The organism is Marinoscillum sp. (assembly GCF_040222955.1).
Taxonomy (GTDB): domain Bacteria; phylum Bacteroidota; class Bacteroidia; order Cytophagales; family Cyclobacteriaceae; genus Marinoscillum.
Window position 1 is genome coordinate 454,384 of sequence record NZ_JAVKCA010000007.1, and the last position, 13,346, is coordinate 467,729.

At 46.1% G+C, this 13,346-nt stretch carries 18 protein-coding genes; 9 read left to right on the forward strand and 9 right to left on the reverse strand.

The features are described from left to right. Nucleotides 1-62: 62 nt before the first annotated feature. The 3 genes from RIH33_RS04100 to RIH33_RS04110 all read left to right on the forward strand — a co-directional run bounded on the left by RIH33_RS04100 (nucleotide 63) and on the right by RIH33_RS04110 (nucleotide 1,731). Nucleotides 63-506, forward strand: coding sequence for a GNAT family N-acetyltransferase (locus RIH33_RS04100; protein WP_406653870.1), 444 nt, complete (start codon nucleotides 63-65; stop codon nucleotides 504-506). Nucleotides 507-600: 94 nt separating this feature from the next. Beyond that, complete coding sequence (locus tag RIH33_RS04105; RefSeq protein ID WP_406653872.1) at nucleotides 601-1,128, forward strand: dihydrofolate reductase family protein; 528 nt, start codon at nucleotides 601-603, stop codon at nucleotides 1,126-1,128. Between the two features lie 138 nt (nucleotides 1,129-1,266). Continuing rightward, nucleotides 1,267-1,731 (forward strand): GNAT family N-acetyltransferase, encoded by a 465-nt coding sequence (locus RIH33_RS04110; protein WP_406653874.1) that lies wholly within the window; start codon nucleotides 1,267-1,269, stop codon nucleotides 1,729-1,731. Nucleotides 1,732-1,744: 13 nt separating this feature from the next. Here the strand turns inward: RIH33_RS04110 and RIH33_RS04115 are convergent, their stop codons facing one another. Next, nucleotides 1,745-1,951 (reverse strand): hypothetical protein, encoded by a 207-nt coding sequence (locus RIH33_RS04115; RefSeq protein WP_406653875.1) that lies wholly within the window; start codon nucleotides 1,949-1,951, stop codon nucleotides 1,745-1,747. 228 nt (nucleotides 1,952-2,179) lie between these two features. On the opposite strand from RIH33_RS04115, the gene RIH33_RS04120 reads away from it, so the two are divergent. Further along, a complete protein-coding gene (locus RIH33_RS04120) occupies nucleotides 2,180-2,554 on the forward strand; it encodes a DUF4260 domain-containing protein (protein WP_406653877.1) in 375 nt (124 codons plus the stop codon). Here the strand turns inward: RIH33_RS04120 and RIH33_RS04125 are convergent. The 3 genes from RIH33_RS04125 to RIH33_RS04135 all read right to left on the reverse strand — a co-directional run bounded on the left by RIH33_RS04125 (nucleotide 2,538) and on the right by RIH33_RS04135 (nucleotide 4,264). After that, on the reverse strand, nucleotides 2,538-3,155 hold the full coding sequence (locus RIH33_RS04125; RefSeq protein WP_406653878.1) for a hypothetical protein: 618 nt from the start codon (nucleotides 3,153-3,155) through the stop codon (nucleotides 2,538-2,540). The two genes, RIH33_RS04120 and RIH33_RS04125, sit on opposite strands and share 17 nt — an antisense overlap. An 8-nt stretch (nucleotides 3,156-3,163) precedes the next feature. Next, a complete protein-coding gene (locus RIH33_RS04130) occupies nucleotides 3,164-3,745 on the reverse strand; it encodes a hypothetical protein (protein ID WP_406653881.1) in 582 nt (193 codons plus the stop codon). Between the two features lie 84 nt (nucleotides 3,746-3,829). After that, nucleotides 3,830-4,264 carry a universal stress protein gene (locus tag RIH33_RS04135; protein ID WP_406653883.1) on the reverse strand — a complete coding sequence of 145 codons (435 nt, stop codon included), beginning with the start codon at nucleotides 4,262-4,264 and terminating at the stop codon, nucleotides 3,830-3,832. Between the two features lie 165 nt (nucleotides 4,265-4,429). On the opposite strand from RIH33_RS04135, the gene RIH33_RS04140 reads away from it, so the two are divergent. The 3 genes from RIH33_RS04140 (at nucleotide 4,430) to RIH33_RS04150 (ending at nucleotide 7,462) form a co-directional block, all read left to right on the forward strand. Further along, nucleotides 4,430-5,734 (forward strand): ATP-binding protein, encoded by a 1,305-nt coding sequence (locus RIH33_RS04140; protein ID WP_406653885.1) that lies wholly within the window; start codon nucleotides 4,430-4,432, stop codon nucleotides 5,732-5,734. A gap of 12 nt (nucleotides 5,735-5,746) precedes the next feature. Continuing rightward, entirely contained in the window at nucleotides 5,747-6,778 is a 1,032-nt protein-coding gene (locus tag RIH33_RS04145; protein WP_406653887.1) for a response regulator, read from the forward strand. 81 nt (nucleotides 6,779-6,859) lie between these two features. Continuing rightward, on the forward strand, nucleotides 6,860-7,462 hold the full coding sequence (locus tag RIH33_RS04150) for a hypothetical protein (protein WP_406653888.1): 603 nt from the start codon (nucleotides 6,860-6,862) through the stop codon (nucleotides 7,460-7,462). 30 nt (nucleotides 7,463-7,492) lie between these two features. Here the strand turns inward: RIH33_RS04150 and RIH33_RS04155 are convergent, their stop codons facing one another. From RIH33_RS04155 to RIH33_RS04165, 3 genes are all read right to left on the reverse strand, one after another. Then, nucleotides 7,493-8,761, reverse strand: a complete 1,269-nt coding sequence (locus RIH33_RS04155; RefSeq protein ID WP_406653889.1) for a DEAD/DEAH box helicase — start codon at nucleotides 8,759-8,761, stop codon at nucleotides 7,493-7,495. A gap of 246 nt (nucleotides 8,762-9,007) precedes the next feature. Then, nucleotides 9,008-10,261 carry a hypothetical protein gene (locus RIH33_RS04160; RefSeq protein WP_406653890.1) on the reverse strand — a complete coding sequence of 418 codons (1,254 nt, stop codon included), beginning with the start codon at nucleotides 10,259-10,261 and terminating at the stop codon, nucleotides 9,008-9,010. A 24-nt stretch (nucleotides 10,262-10,285) separates the two neighbouring features. After that, nucleotides 10,286-10,819: a YceI family protein gene (locus tag RIH33_RS04165; RefSeq protein WP_406653892.1), complete on the reverse strand. Its 534-nt coding sequence runs from the start codon at nucleotides 10,817-10,819 to the stop codon at nucleotides 10,286-10,288. A gap of 190 nt (nucleotides 10,820-11,009) precedes the next feature. On the opposite strand from RIH33_RS04165, the gene RIH33_RS04170 reads away from it, so the two are divergent. Next, entirely contained in the window at nucleotides 11,010-11,387 is a 378-nt protein-coding gene (locus RIH33_RS04170; protein WP_406653893.1) for an iron chaperone, read from the forward strand. 54 nt (nucleotides 11,388-11,441) lie between these two features. On the opposite strand, the gene RIH33_RS04175 is transcribed toward RIH33_RS04170, so the two are convergent. Then, nucleotides 11,442-12,209: a ThuA domain-containing protein gene (locus RIH33_RS04175; RefSeq protein WP_406653895.1), complete on the reverse strand. Its 768-nt coding sequence runs from the start codon at nucleotides 12,207-12,209 to the stop codon at nucleotides 11,442-11,444. A 225-nt stretch (nucleotides 12,210-12,434) separates the two neighbouring features. Between RIH33_RS04175 and RIH33_RS04180 the strand changes: the two genes are divergently transcribed. Next, a complete protein-coding gene (locus RIH33_RS04180; protein ID WP_406653897.1) occupies nucleotides 12,435-12,827 on the forward strand; it encodes a DUF3859 domain-containing protein in 393 nt (130 codons plus the stop codon). Between the two features lie 56 nt (nucleotides 12,828-12,883). Here RIH33_RS04180 and tnpA read toward each other — a convergent pair whose 3' ends face one another. Further along, a complete protein-coding gene (tnpA, locus tag RIH33_RS04185) occupies nucleotides 12,884-13,336 on the reverse strand; it encodes an IS200/IS605 family transposase (RefSeq protein WP_406653898.1) in 453 nt (150 codons plus the stop codon). Nucleotides 13,337-13,346: the final 10 nt, after the last annotated feature.

The following is a 13,346-nucleotide window of genomic DNA, read 5'->3' on the forward strand; positions in this document are numbered from 1 at the left end:
TTTTGTCCGATTAGCCGTATAACACCTGACCAGTCTTTCAAAAGATACCAAAAGAATATCCAATGGAAATAAAACCCTACCAAGAGCCCTATAGGGCGCAAATGCTCGCCGTTTGGGAAAAATCCGTGCTCGCCACTCACCAGTTTTTAAGTCAAACCGACTTCATCGCCATCAGGCAATTGGTAGGAACCATCGATTTCAGCCACTTTGATGTTCATTGCCTGGTGAATGACTCGCAGGTAATTGGATTTATAGGTGTGGCGGATAAGAAAGTGGAGATGCTCTTTTTGGATCCTGCATATTTTGGTCAGGGATTGGGTAAAAAACTAATGGAATTCGCCATGATTCAGCTAAAAGCCAACAAGGTGGATGTCAATGAGCAAAATGGGCAGGCTGTGGCCTTTTACGAGCATCTGGGTTTTGAAACTTATAAAAGAAGTGCCAAAGATGATCAGGGCAATGATTATCCAATCCTGAGAATGAAACGAACGACACAAAATATTTGAATGGTTGGGATAACCAAACACAAAAAAGCATGACAGTGCAACGCAGGTTTGACAAGGAACGTATAGGCACGGAACGCTCAACGTATCTGACAACATGCGAAAATTAATCCTTTACATCGCCTCATCGCTTGATGGCTACATCGCCAAACCCAATGACGACCTGAGTTTTTTGAATCTGGTTCAAAAAGAAGGGGAAGACTATGGCTACAATGATTTTGTTGGCACGGTGGACACGGTGATCATTGGCCGAAAGACCTATGAGTGGGTGATCGGTCAGGGATATGATTTCCCCCACGCAGACAAGGAATCATACATCATCACCAGACAGGAAAGACCAAAAGAGGGGAACCTGACTTTCTACACCGGCAGTCTCAAACAACTGGTGACTGACCTCAAAAAGAAAGCGGGTAAGAACATTTTCTGTGATGGTGGATCAGAAATCGTCCATCTTTTGCTCAAAGAAAAACTCATTGATGAGTTGATTTTGTCCGTCATTCCCATACTTGTAGGTGACGGAACCCCACTGTTCAAAACGGGTAGGCCTGAGCAGCTGCTGGAACTTAAGGAATCCAAAAGTTTTGAATCCGGCCTTGTTCAACTACATTATCACATGAAAGGATAACTATCCGCGGGGAGCACCACGCTACACAGCAAGATCCACTCCCCTTTTTCAAGATCAATCAATGACTGTGCATGAGTCCCGCTAAGTTTATCATACAGAGAAGCCCGCGCTAAAGAGCATCCGGTCATCGGAGCGCTCATGGTGGAGGTCTACTCACAGCTGGAGGGCTTCCCTACCCCCGAGGAGCAACCCAAATACTACGAAATGCTCACCAATGTGGGTACGCTTACCCAAAAGCCACAGGTGCACCTGCTGGCGGCCTACTCACCAGCTCAGGTACTGGCAGGATGTGTGCTGTACATTGGCGACATGCAATATTACGGGTCAGGCGGTACGGCTACCCGGGAAGAAAATAGTGCGGGATTTCGATTATTGGCAGTGGATCCCCGCTTCAGAGGTCAGGGCATCGGAAAGCTCCTGACGAAGTTTTGTATGGAGAGGGCTCGTGAAGAGAGGCGTCAGCAGTTGATTATTCATTCTACCAAGGCCATGCAGGTAGCCTGGGCAATGTATCAACGCATGGGTTTCCGTCGGTCGGAAGACCTGGATTTTATGCAGGGGACACTGGAAGTCTATGGCTTTCGACTGCCTCTTGGTGATTAAATTTAGGTAATTCTTAATGTCTCAGCTTATCACTCAGCATCTTCAGCTCGATCATGGAGGCTATACCCGAGATGGACATGGCACACCCGATGAAAGTAATCATCAAGGAGATCACCAGTGAATTTTGCTGACTAAAAACCAGGAAACCGATGGCAATAAAACCAATTCCGAAAAAGGCCAGGATGGCATTCACGATTTGAAATTTTCTAATCTTTTCCATATTTCATTGATATTTTCAATACAAAGGAAGGGCATCTATAAATATTTCTCAATAGCAGCTTAAATATTTAGACACGAGTTACTTTTAAAACACTCCCTTTGTAAATCGTGCATTTTGGAGGTCGCTTTTTACCAGAATATTGCCAATTCATTTAACGGTTCATCCCCTGACAACCCGGGCAGCGATGCCTCGTTACATGCAGAAGGATCAATCCAACCTCTCACCTGTATGAAAAACCTCCTGAAACTTGAAGAAGCGGCCATGTTTGGCCTCTCTATTTATCTTTTTACGTTGACCTCATTTAGCTGGTGGTGGTACCCTGCGCTCCTGTTGCTGCCAGACATTGGCATGATCGGATATGTCATCAATACCCGGGTAGGTGCACTTACTTACAATGTGCTCCATCACAAGGGACTTGCAGTGGTCATACTTTTGGCAGGATGGTACTTTGCAGCGGATGCACTGGCCCTTTCGGGGATCATACTCTTTGGACATGCCAGCATGGATCGTCTGTTTGGCTATGGACTGAAGTACCCGGATCACTTCCAGCATACCAGCCTGGGGTGGATGAAGGCTCAGTCCGTGCCTAATGATGAAAACTAACCTCCAGGTCCCGGATTTCATCAAGTATGGCCGCCAGCCTTTCTGCGGTCTCTTCATGGGATACATTGGACTTCAGTAAATCAAACATCTCAGCGTAGATGCTGATCTCAAAGTCTCTTTTGGTGCCATCTGAAAGGAAAAGTGCCCTCCGAATGATGGACATGGCGGTACGAAGTGAAGTGTGTACCTCCGCGGTTTTCTGCTGGGCACAGGCAGTCTGGGCATATCGCACCTGCACATAGGAAAGTGCCAGCAGCATCTTCACAAAGCGCTCATTCATGTCAACATGTCCCGTATCAGCCTTCAGGTCATAATGAAGCTGAACCAGACTGGGCAGTGCCATGTCTATTACCTCCCTGCTGTCTTTGTTATGCAACTTATCCCTGAGCAGGTAAATCTGGCGAATGGTGGTAGAGAGCTCTTCCTTACTGCGATCCCGGGCGCTCTCCTCATAATAGAGTTTCGTATTGGCAAGCCTCACGACCGGTTCCCGGGCCAAATTGGTCAAACTCACCGGCAGGTGATGCGTCTGATAGGCGTCAATGGCAAAAAGCACATTGAAGAAAAACAAGATAAAACTGACATACCTGACCAGCGACATTTTAGCTGTTAGTTATCCGAAAGTAATTGTAGTGGCCTGATCTGATCGGGGTGAATGCGATGAACATGCTCATCTACCAGCACTACTTTCTTATCAATGTGTTTTAAAAATTTCCCCAGCTGAGTTTCCAGCATCAACAATTGCCCGTCATAGGAATACATGCCCGATTCCTTTTTCAGATCCTCCTTGTCACGCTCCAGGTCTCTGCGTGTGATGCATGATGTTTTCAGAAATGAAATGAAGGTTTTCATGTCAAAGTCCCCCTCCAATTTTTGAATATCTGCCAAAGAGCGCTTGTATTCATGATGGCTAATACCGGTGTTGACTGTAGGATCCTGAAGCAGATCCAGCACCAATGAATCATAGTGGTGAAGATGCTCCAGCACAGCTATGATATTAGCCCGGTAGTTGTTGTTGGTACAAAACTCTGAAAGACCTTCATAAGTCTTCAGTCCATCGGACACCTCCAGCCACTTGGCTGTTAACCGATCATACTCAGCTTCGATGCTCACAGGGAAATCCTGAGCCTGGAGTGACCATACCAACGAAATGCTGAACAGGACACTAAGACATAAATGTGGGTTCTTCATTTTACAAAGCTAGAACACCACACCACGCGAAAGACTCGCACAAATTCTGTAATCTCTTATCCGTAAAAACAACTAGAAGGAGCCTTACGAAACCTCATGGGTTTGGGGCGTCACATTGGGCATCACCATTACGGGGGCATTGGCCTGAGTGATGATATTGGCGATGTGGCTCCCGGGTTCATTGTCTACCCCGTTGCTGTTCACCCCCAAAATAATCAGGTCGAAGGCGTTTTCCTGAATAAACCTAAGCACCTCTCCCCTCACCTCTCCGCCAAGGATCACCGGTTGAATCTTGGTTTTCTGACTTCTTTCCAGCGTCAGGCAAAAATCATCCATTTGCTTCCTGAGCCCCTCCATGAGGCGAATATCACGGTTCTTATCTAAGGGTCCTGATGGAAATACGTGAAGCAGGGTAAGTCTTGAATTCTCTGGAGCAATGAGCTGAAGGCCCAGCTGCACGGCATGCCAGGCTGCCTGAGAAAAGTCTGTTGGGATAAGTATCTGATGGAATAAATTCATAGCAACAATGGCAGAGTATCTCACAAAAGTACCCTCGCATCTTTTGGGGGCACGTGATGATAGTCAATCCAAAAAATGAAATAAATCAGTACTTACCTAGGGCTTCTCTCAGGCACCTTTTGTAGGTTTATATTTCAAATAGCCAAATCTGGAAATCTCACATTTATGCCCATAAGCAGCGAATACCTTACGTCCTCCAATGGATTACAATTGCTCAATAAGATCTTTCTCGGGGCTGGAGAGGGCATAATCATTGTGGACAGTGAGGGTAAAATCAGGCTCATCAATAAGCGAGCGGAAGAGATTTTTGAATACGAGCAAAACGAACTAATTGGGAGGGTCATTGAAGACCTCATTCCCCAGAAGTACCACAAGCAACACGTGCCGCACCGTACTAAGTACATCGCCCATCCTGTGACCAGGCCTATGGGCATAGGGCGTCATCTGACCGGACAAAGAAAATCAGGAAGCGAGTTTCCGGTAGAAGTGAGTCTCAGTTATGTCATGCACGAAGATGAAAAGCTGGTAGTGGCCTTCATTTCGGACATTACGAGAAGAAAAGAACAGGAGGATGCACTGAAACAGAGCGAAGAGAAGCTCAAGCAGTACACCTCTGAGCTGGAGTCTAAAGTGCAGGAGCGAACTCAGGAACTGGAACACCTCAACCTGGGGCTCAAGAGCCAGATAAGAGAGCGTAAGCTGGCTGAAGCTGCCTTACAATCCAGTCTGGAAGAACTGAAGAAGGCCGAGAAGGAAATTCTTAATGCACTGGAAAAAGAAAAAGAACTCAATGAGATGAAATCGCGGTTCATCTCCATGGCCAGTCATGAATTTCGCACGCCCCTCACCACCATCCACTCTTCGGCCAATCTGGTGGCCAAATACACCGAAGCTGAGCAGCAAACCAATCGTGACAAGCACGTGAACCGAATCAAGTCTGCTGTCAATAACCTCACCAATATTCTCAATGACTTTCTCTCCCTGGAGAAATTGGAAAGTGGTGCCATCACCATGAAAGTAGAGCCTTTCAAAATGACCAGTTTATTTAGGGAAGTGGAAGAAGTATTTGAGCAAGGCCTGAAAAAAGATCAACAGCTGAAAATCACCATTGAAGAGGAAATTACTGAAGTAGTTTCTGATCCACACATTCTGAAAAACATCATCATCAACCTTATTTCGAATGCCATTAAATATTCGGATGAGGGAAAGACCATCACCGCCACCACCTCCAGGGTGAACGACCACATTCAGATTGCGATCAAAGACGAGGGGATTGGTATCCCGCTAGACGAGCAAAAAAACCTCTTTCAACGGTTCTTTCGGGCCGACAATGCCTCCAATATCCAGGGTACCGGCCTTGGACTGAATATTGTCAAAAGGTACCTTGACCTGATCAACGGAAGCATTACTTTTACCAGTAAGGAAAACCAGGGCAGTGAGTTTGTAATTTCTTTCCCCATCAAGCCCTGATCCATCAATGCCATGAAAAAGAAGATACTCATCATCGAAGATCAGCTGGAAGTACGGGAGAACATTGAAGAACTCCTCCAGCTCTCTCATTATGATCCCATCACCGCATCAGACGGCAAAGAGGGTGTAAAAAAAGCCCTGGAACACAAACCAGATCTGATACTCTGCGACATCATGATGCCGGAGATGGATGGCTATGAAGTGCTCTACCTCATTAGCAAAAACCCCGAGATTGCTTCCACTCCCTTTATTTTCCTGACCGCAAAAGCAGAAAAGACCGATTTCCGGAAAGGGATGAACATGGGCGCAGACGATTATATCACCAAGCCTTTTGAAGAAATGGAGCTCCTGGGCGCCATAGAACGGAGGTTGGAGAAATTCAACCGGCTCTCCAACAATGAGTCTCTGCAGGAATTTGTGGCCCGTGCCAAAGAATACCATGAACTCAAAGACCTGGAAAACAGTGGCAAAACACGGTCCTTCAAAAAGAAAGACATTATCTACCGGCATGGGGACTTTGCCTCCTACGCCTACAAAATCAAAAAGGGAAAGGTAAAGACCTACCAGATCAATACCGACGGTAAAGAATTCATCCTTGATGTGCTCTCTGACGGAGATTTTCTGGGCGAAAACGCCCTCATTCAGGACACCGAACGTACAGAGTTTGCCCAGGCACTGGAAGAGACCGAGCTCATTTTAGTCCCCCGCAAAGACTTTCAGGATCTGATTTTCCAAAACCGTGAAGTTTCAGGGCAATTCATCAAAATGCTTTCTAAGAACCTGCTGGAGAAAGAGCATGGGCTCGTGGAAATGGCCTACGATACCGTGAGAAAGCGTACCGCGGATGCACTGATGAAACTCTATAACAAGTATGAGGAAGACCACTTTGATGTGTCACGCTCAGACCTGGCCAGTATGGTGGGCACAGCCACCGAGTCGGTGATCAGGATTCTTTCTGAGTTCAAAAAAGATGGGTTTGTCAAAATAGAGGGCAGCACCATCCATGTGCTACTCCCTGAAAAGCTCAGCGCCATTCGATTCTGATGAACCGGACCCTGTACACTGTCAGGGTCTACGCTGACAATTGTCATAAGACTTTTTCGACGTGAGGTATTTCTTTGTAAGATGAGATATGCCTTGTTTTTCCACGTATTTATTTGGAGTGGTCTGCTGTATGCGCAGCCATCACATCATGAAGTGACTATTAGTTCAGGACACTTTGTCCTGCAAGGCACCACCAATCTCAATACCTTTGAATGTACACTCAGCCAAACCCTGCCGGGCAAGCCAATGGTAATTAAAACCACCAGCGAAACCCGTGAGGTTCGCTTTGAGGGCTTGGAACTGAGGTATCCCGTTGCGGAGTTTGATTGCGGCCTGGAGGCGATGAGTCAGGATTTAAGAAAGACACTGAAAAGCGATACTTACCCCAATCTACTCCTCCGCATCAATGACATCAGGATAAAAAATGAGCATCAGGAAGTGGCAAAGCTTACCGTCATTTCCTCTGTCTCGATCACCTTGGCCGGAGTATCTCACCATGCACTGGTGGAGAATGGATTGGTGATTAACCACTCCGAGGGTGCACTTACCCTGGCTGGTACACAGCACCTCAGTATGAATGATTTTAATCTGGAAGCTCCCACCAAGTTTTTTGGGATGGTGAAAGTAAACGATGAACTCAATGTCTCGTTTGAACTCAGAATGGAAGTGAAATCGCTCGACTGAGTGCAGTCGTGCGATTCCCTTTTAGTTGATTTAGTTTGAGCGCCTTCTGCTCGTGTTGCTTCTGTTTGGTCTCCTAAAGTTTCCTTTATTTGGATCCCTCGGTTTAGAAGATTGAGATCGCTGAAATGATCCTTTTTTCGGCTCCTTTTTGATGTCGGCAGCCGTCTCCGTGGGCTCAAACCCGTTTAACACCTCACTGGGAAGCGTCAAGCCTAGCAACTTCTCTATGCCTTTCACATATTCCATCTCATCCAGAGACACCAATGAGATGGCCTCTCCACTTGCTCCTGCCCTGCCCGTACGACCTATTCGGTGCACATAATCTTCAGGCACATTGGGTAGCTCGTAATTGATCACGTGTGGCAGAAGTGGAATATCTAATCCCCTGGCCGCTATGTCTGTGGCTACGAGTACACGCACAGTGCCTTTTTTGAATCCGGCAAGGGCCTTGGTACGCGCTCCCTGGCTTTTGTTGCCATGAATCTCAGCGGCCGTCAGTCCGTTTTTGGTCAGTATCTTTCCCAATTTGTTGGCTCCATGCTTCGTTCTGGTAAACACCAGTACCTGCTGCCAGTCACCTTCCGATATCAGCTTGGTAATCAACTGCGCCTTCTTGTTCTTGTCTACCCTGTAAATTTTTTGATCCACCTTCTCCGCTGTGGTATTCTCGGGCGTGGCCTCTACCAGCACCGGGTGATTCAGGATGCCATTAGCCAGCTGTTTGATTTCTCTTGAAAAGGTGGCTGAAAACAACAGATTTTGTCTCTTCTCTGGTACCAAAGCAAGAATTTTCTTGATATCCCTCAGGAAGCCCATGTCCAGCATACGATCTGCTTCATCCAGCACGAGGATCTCTACTTTGGCCAGCGACACGGCTTTCTGATTATACAGATCTAACAAACGCCCTGGAGTAGCCACCAAAACATCCACGCCATTTCTGAGCGCCCTGATCTGTGGATTAGCATTGACACCTCCAAAAATCACCGCAGATCGCAGATGAAGAAACTCACCATAAGTGTGCACATCCTCGTGCACCTGTGCTGCCAGCTCTCTTGTGGGTGTGAGAATGAGTGCCCGCACCACTGGTCTGCTCTGCTGCCGGCCTTCGGCCAGAATCTGTAGCATCGGCAACGCAAACCCTGCGGTCTTGCCTGTGCCTGTCTGAGCAGATGCTAAAATGTCTTTTCCTTGCAAAATGAGTGGAATGGCCTTTTCCTGAATTGGAGAAGGGGTATTATATCCTTTTTTGTTGACTGCATGCAACAGGGATTCGGATAGTCCCAAAGCTTTAAACGACATATAAATTGTTTGTGAAACGACAATTTATTTTAAATGTCATTTCTTGTAAGCCACAAAAGTACACCTTATTTATTCAGCATCAGGTTAAGATTTCATTTACACGGGGAATAATACCGTTTCTGGGGAGTATACATAAAGGAAGAAGCGGAGAATCTACTGACCCAACCCGCCAGTAAACACTCCGCTCTTACAACTAAAATGAGAAGCCACCTCCCGCAGGAGGCGGCCACTCAACTAAACAGGCTACTAAAATCCAATGGTGGCTTCAATCACTACACCACTAAATTCTGCTCCCTGATATTGGCTTCCATTCCATCCGGCTCCATCATATGATTGTTTCACATATTCCACTTTCGCCAGCACGTTTTTGGTCATGAACCAACCTCCTCCAAAATTGATTCGCTGCGCATCCCGAGCAGCAGCTGCATCGGCTACTTCCCCACTTACGCTATTGAAACGTCCACCAAGGTATAATTGCTCTTCACCACCAAATCTGTAAAGGGCTTCTGCTCCAAGCTGTGTGAAGCTGCCGCCTACGGCATCATCACCATTGCTCGTTACTTCAAACACTCCGAAGAACTCAAGGCCTTTGAATTTCACAAAAGGGTTGATCTGAAAGGCGGTCTGGTATTTAAAACCAGGATTGAATCTTGGGGAAAAGTCACTACTGGAAATGGTCTGAGTGCCCAACAACTGGTAGTATCGGCCCCCGGCACGGTCACCGTTGTACAGGTAATCCCTTGTTCCTTTGTCGGAACTGCTATAGAAAGATCCTGTCAAACGAAGACGTAGGTCATCATTGATCTGGTCATCATAGCCCAGCTTACCAAAGAGTACAAAGCCATCATCACCTGGCAGTGGACTTTGATTAAGTCGGCCATTGGTCGCTCCCAACACGCCTATGAAACCTGAGGTATTGATGGTAAGCTCTGCAAATGGCTCTGTGGTAAAAGAGTCCATGATGTAGTTGCCCACAAAAGGATTGAAAATAGCTCTGGCATTATCAGATCTTCTAAAGTGTGCATCACCATAGTTAAACTCGTCCATACCCACACGGATGGTGGCTACATTCATAAAGCCACTCATGAAATCCTTGCGGATAAAATCCAGCTTATCGATCTGTATGTATCCACCCTTCACATAAGCCTCTGTGTGGTGTCTGGAAGAAAGGTAGGTACGCAAATGCATTCTCATTCCATCAGCCAGCTGCACATCCAGATTCAGATTGGCAGTAGGCAAATTGAAATTATTGGCTAATTCTGTTAAAGAATCTCCTGCGTTACTTTGAGAAAGTCCCTGGAATTGCATGGCGAAATCACCGCCCACACGCACCTTTACACCGGTAAATTCTACATCATTCTGCTTTGAAGTCTCGAATACATTGAGACCATCTTTGTCATTGGCTCTGAAATACTGCAATGCTGGTTGCTGAGCGTAAGCGAACACCACCCCTGTCAAAAACAGGGCTGTTAAGATTGATTTGAGCTTAAAATTTTTCATGATCGATTCGTTTAAGTAGTCTGTTTATTTGTTGAGTAAAAGTTGATATTGGATGGTCACCTGATCGCCTGTAATGAGGGTTCCAAACATGGCCGTCGGTGGGTCTATCCCATAGTCCGACATTTTGATAGATACTTTACCGTCCACCTGCACGGCATTGGCTCCTTTGGGAGCGGTTTCTGCCTCCAGGGTGATGGTGCGCGATTCACCCGCGAGGGTGAGCACCCCAAGCCCTGTGGCTTTGCCACCAGATAGCGTCAGAGATTCTGCCGCGAAATAGATGGTGGGAAACTTTTCGCTTTTCAGCGCGTCGTAGGTCTTGTCGTCCATAATAGATTTTCCACTTTTGATGGACTCCACATTCACCTCTACTTTGAGGTTTGAAATGAGATTTTCTGCCATGGTACCAGAGACTACAAAGTCACCAACTTCAGACTCCCAATCGTGAAGGCTGGAAGTGCCTAAAATGGTCATGCTGCTCTGCGTTGGAGCTGACTTGAACTCCCACTGTCCGGTGGTCAGGCCTGATATAAGGAGGAGTGCTAATAGAAACTTCATTGTGTTTTTTTGTTTTAGTTGATAAGGCAAAGCTAGAGGACCAGGTGCACGCCAGGTATGACAAAACAACCGAGACTGGATGACCTTGATCACCCATTGGATTGACCCTTGTTAGGAGAAGAGCTGACGAAATACAGCAATTGGTGATCTGCTGGATTTTGGTTTATCTTAAGTCTAAAAAAAGAACCGAATGAAAGGGAATGATTCAAAAAAAGCACCACAGGACATTGAGGAATACATAGCCGGTTTCCCCATAGAGGTACAGGGAATTTTGAAAGCAATAAGAAAGACCATTCAGCAAGCCGCACCTGAGGCTACTGAATCCATCAGCTATGGGATACCCACCTTTTCTCAACATGGTGCACTTGTTCACTTCGGCGGATATAAGCAGCACATAGGCTTCTACCCCGCCCCAAGGGCAATTGAGGTATTCAAGGAAGAGCTGGCGGGGTATGAAGGTGGAAAAGGAACGGTTAAATTCCCAATAGACCGGCCGATCCCCATGGACCTGATCCGCCGAATTGTGCAGTATCGGCTAAAGGAGAATCTGGCCAGGTTAAAGAAATAAAAAAGCCAGCGCCTGATGTGATCAGAAGCTGGCTTCACTCTTCATTAGTGGTTATTATTTCTTCATTACACCTTTGCCCGTAGCTGCCCAAAAAATACCTCCGTAAATGTGCTCAAGAAATATAGCATCAGAGTAGGTTTCCGCCATGTGACCCATTGCGGTGTAGAAGGCTCTGCCCCCATCAAAATCGTGATACCAGGCTACAGGGTGAAAGCCATTCATTCCCTTGGCTTCCTTCTCACCCCATTTAGCCTTTACATCGTAAGTAGACTCATCCACCGTGATTAGGTAATTGAGATTGTCCACTTTTTCCTCCCCAAACTCGTACCATTCGTCTGTCCACCAACGCATATCAGGCATTAGCTGCATCCCCGGAAAGTTGCGATCCTCTACATTGATGGCGGCAGTCTGACGGTGTGGATGAATGTAGAACATGCGACCGATGAGCTGATTGTACCATGGCCAGTCATATTCGGTATCTGAAGCTGTATGAATGCCTACAAAGCCGTTTCCAGATTGGATAAACCGCTTAAAGGCCTCCTGCTGCTCGTCATTGAGGATGTCCTGAGTAGTCATCAGGAAAATGACAACATCATATTCAGCCAAAGCTTTATCATTAAACACCCTGGAAGCATCCTGATGCCAGTCCAGAGCAAAATCATTTCGCTTGGCAAGCCAGCGGATGGCATCTACCCCCTCATTCACCGCTTCATGATGGTATCCTGCCACTTTGGTAAAAAGCAGGGCCTTAAACTGCTGTCCAAAAGCGGTGAGTGACACCATGGAAAAAAGGACAAGCATTATCGTGACTTTTCTTTGCATAATTTCTGATTGTTTGAGTTTATGGAGTTTAGAATAAATTCAACCTCGAAAAGGTATGGAGGTCGAAAATAAAGAAAAATATGGACGGGGACGGAATAAAACAGCTGCTTAATCAGAGAATAGCCAAATGATCCATTAGCTATCAACATTTGGTTCCTTATTCCATTTCCCTCCGCCGGTTTTTCATTTCGAAATCCGGAAGGTGGTTAGCTTTGCACATTCAACATGAAAAAGAAGAATACAAAAACCATAGAAATTGAAATCATTAACTACGGAGCTTACAGCGAGTGGGATCGCGAGAGCAGTGAGCTCCCTAAATTCATAGCCCTCACAAATACCGTAAATGCAGTCATTGGTGCGGAGTTTGGAATGATCGTGGAGATCAGAAAGGCTAAAGGTCGGTACCTCGATTTTCTGATAGAGCATCCACCGTTTACTGACGCAACCGGAGAGGTGGAACCTCCCTTCAGGGGTACGTTCCGAGTGAAACACAATCCCTTTCAGTTTTTCCTGGGCGACTCCATATGGGCACCAGTGGAGGATAAAAGAGGCCCCTGGAAACTCTCTATCTTGCTGGAAGATGAAGTGCTCATTTCCAAAACCATCGTGATCAGCTGAGAGGGGTCAGAAATTACCTTCCGAAAGGAAGAGAAACTCATCGGTCACAAGCGATATTATTCGAAAATATATTCATCACTATATGCCACCTCATAAGCCTTAAGAAAGCCAATATATTCCTCTCTGAATGTTTTATGGCTATGGTGCTCTTCCTGATGTTTAATATAGTTAATCACATTTTCTTTCTGAGATTGCCCCACGGTAAAGGCTCCAAAACCATTCTGCCAGCCAAATTTTCCAGTTGCCAGTCCTTTTTCATTGATGAACTTAGAGGAGTTAGCCTTAATGTCCCGGATCAAATCAGATAGTGCTAAATCGGGTTTCATACCAATGAGCATATGCAAATGATCAGGCATACCATTGATGATCATTAATTTCTGTCCCTTGTTGGTAACAATACCGGTAATGTATTTATAGAGCTCCTCTTTCCATTTTGGGGAAATCATATTTTGGCGTCCTCTGACGGCAAAATCCACATGAACATAAAGTTGGGTATAGGTATTGGCCATAATGAGCTAG

Excerpts from the sequence above, each read along its gene's own strand:
- RIH33_RS04100 (WP_406653870.1), top strand. The coding sequence starts at position 63 with ATGGAAATAAAACCCTACCAAGAGCCCTATAGGGCGCAAATGCTCGCC.
- RIH33_RS04105 (WP_406653872.1), top strand. The coding sequence starts at position 601 with ATGCGAAAATTAATCCTTTACATCGCCTCATCGCTTGATGGCTACATC.
- RIH33_RS04110 (WP_406653874.1), top strand. The coding sequence starts at position 1,267 with ATGGTGGAGGTCTACTCACAGCTGGAGGGCTTCCCTACCCCCGAGGAG.
- RIH33_RS04115 (WP_406653875.1), bottom strand. The coding sequence starts at position 1,951 with ATGGAAAAGATTAGAAAATTTCAAATCGTGAATGCCATCCTGGCCTTT.
- RIH33_RS04120 (WP_406653877.1), top strand. The coding sequence starts at position 2,180 with ATGAAAAACCTCCTGAAACTTGAAGAAGCGGCCATGTTTGGCCTCTCT.
- RIH33_RS04125 (WP_406653878.1), bottom strand. The coding sequence starts at position 3,155 with ATGTCGCTGGTCAGGTATGTCAGTTTTATCTTGTTTTTCTTCAATGTG.
- RIH33_RS04130 (WP_406653881.1), bottom strand. The coding sequence starts at position 3,745 with ATGAAGAACCCACATTTATGTCTTAGTGTCCTGTTCAGCATTTCGTTG.
- RIH33_RS04135 (WP_406653883.1), bottom strand. The coding sequence starts at position 4,264 with ATGAATTTATTCCATCAGATACTTATCCCAACAGACTTTTCTCAGGCA.
- RIH33_RS04140 (WP_406653885.1), top strand. The coding sequence starts at position 4,430 with ATGCCCATAAGCAGCGAATACCTTACGTCCTCCAATGGATTACAATTG.
- RIH33_RS04145 (WP_406653887.1), top strand. The coding sequence starts at position 5,747 with ATGAAAAAGAAGATACTCATCATCGAAGATCAGCTGGAAGTACGGGAG.
- RIH33_RS04150 (WP_406653888.1), top strand. The coding sequence starts at position 6,860 with ATGAGATATGCCTTGTTTTTCCACGTATTTATTTGGAGTGGTCTGCTG.
- RIH33_RS04155 (WP_406653889.1), bottom strand. The coding sequence starts at position 8,761 with ATGTCGTTTAAAGCTTTGGGACTATCCGAATCCCTGTTGCATGCAGTC.
- RIH33_RS04160 (WP_406653890.1), bottom strand. The coding sequence starts at position 10,261 with ATGAAAAATTTTAAGCTCAAATCAATCTTAACAGCCCTGTTTTTGACA.
- RIH33_RS04165 (WP_406653892.1), bottom strand. The coding sequence starts at position 10,819 with ATGAAGTTTCTATTAGCACTCCTCCTTATATCAGGCCTGACCACCGGA.
- RIH33_RS04170 (WP_406653893.1), top strand. The coding sequence starts at position 11,010 with ATGAAAGGGAATGATTCAAAAAAAGCACCACAGGACATTGAGGAATAC.
- RIH33_RS04175 (WP_406653895.1), bottom strand. The coding sequence starts at position 12,209 with ATGCAAAGAAAAGTCACGATAATGCTTGTCCTTTTTTCCATGGTGTCA.
- RIH33_RS04180 (WP_406653897.1), top strand. The coding sequence starts at position 12,435 with ATGAAAAAGAAGAATACAAAAACCATAGAAATTGAAATCATTAACTAC.
- tnpA (WP_406653898.1), bottom strand. The coding sequence starts at position 13,336 with ATGGCCAATACCTATACCCAACTTTATGTTCATGTGGATTTTGCCGTC.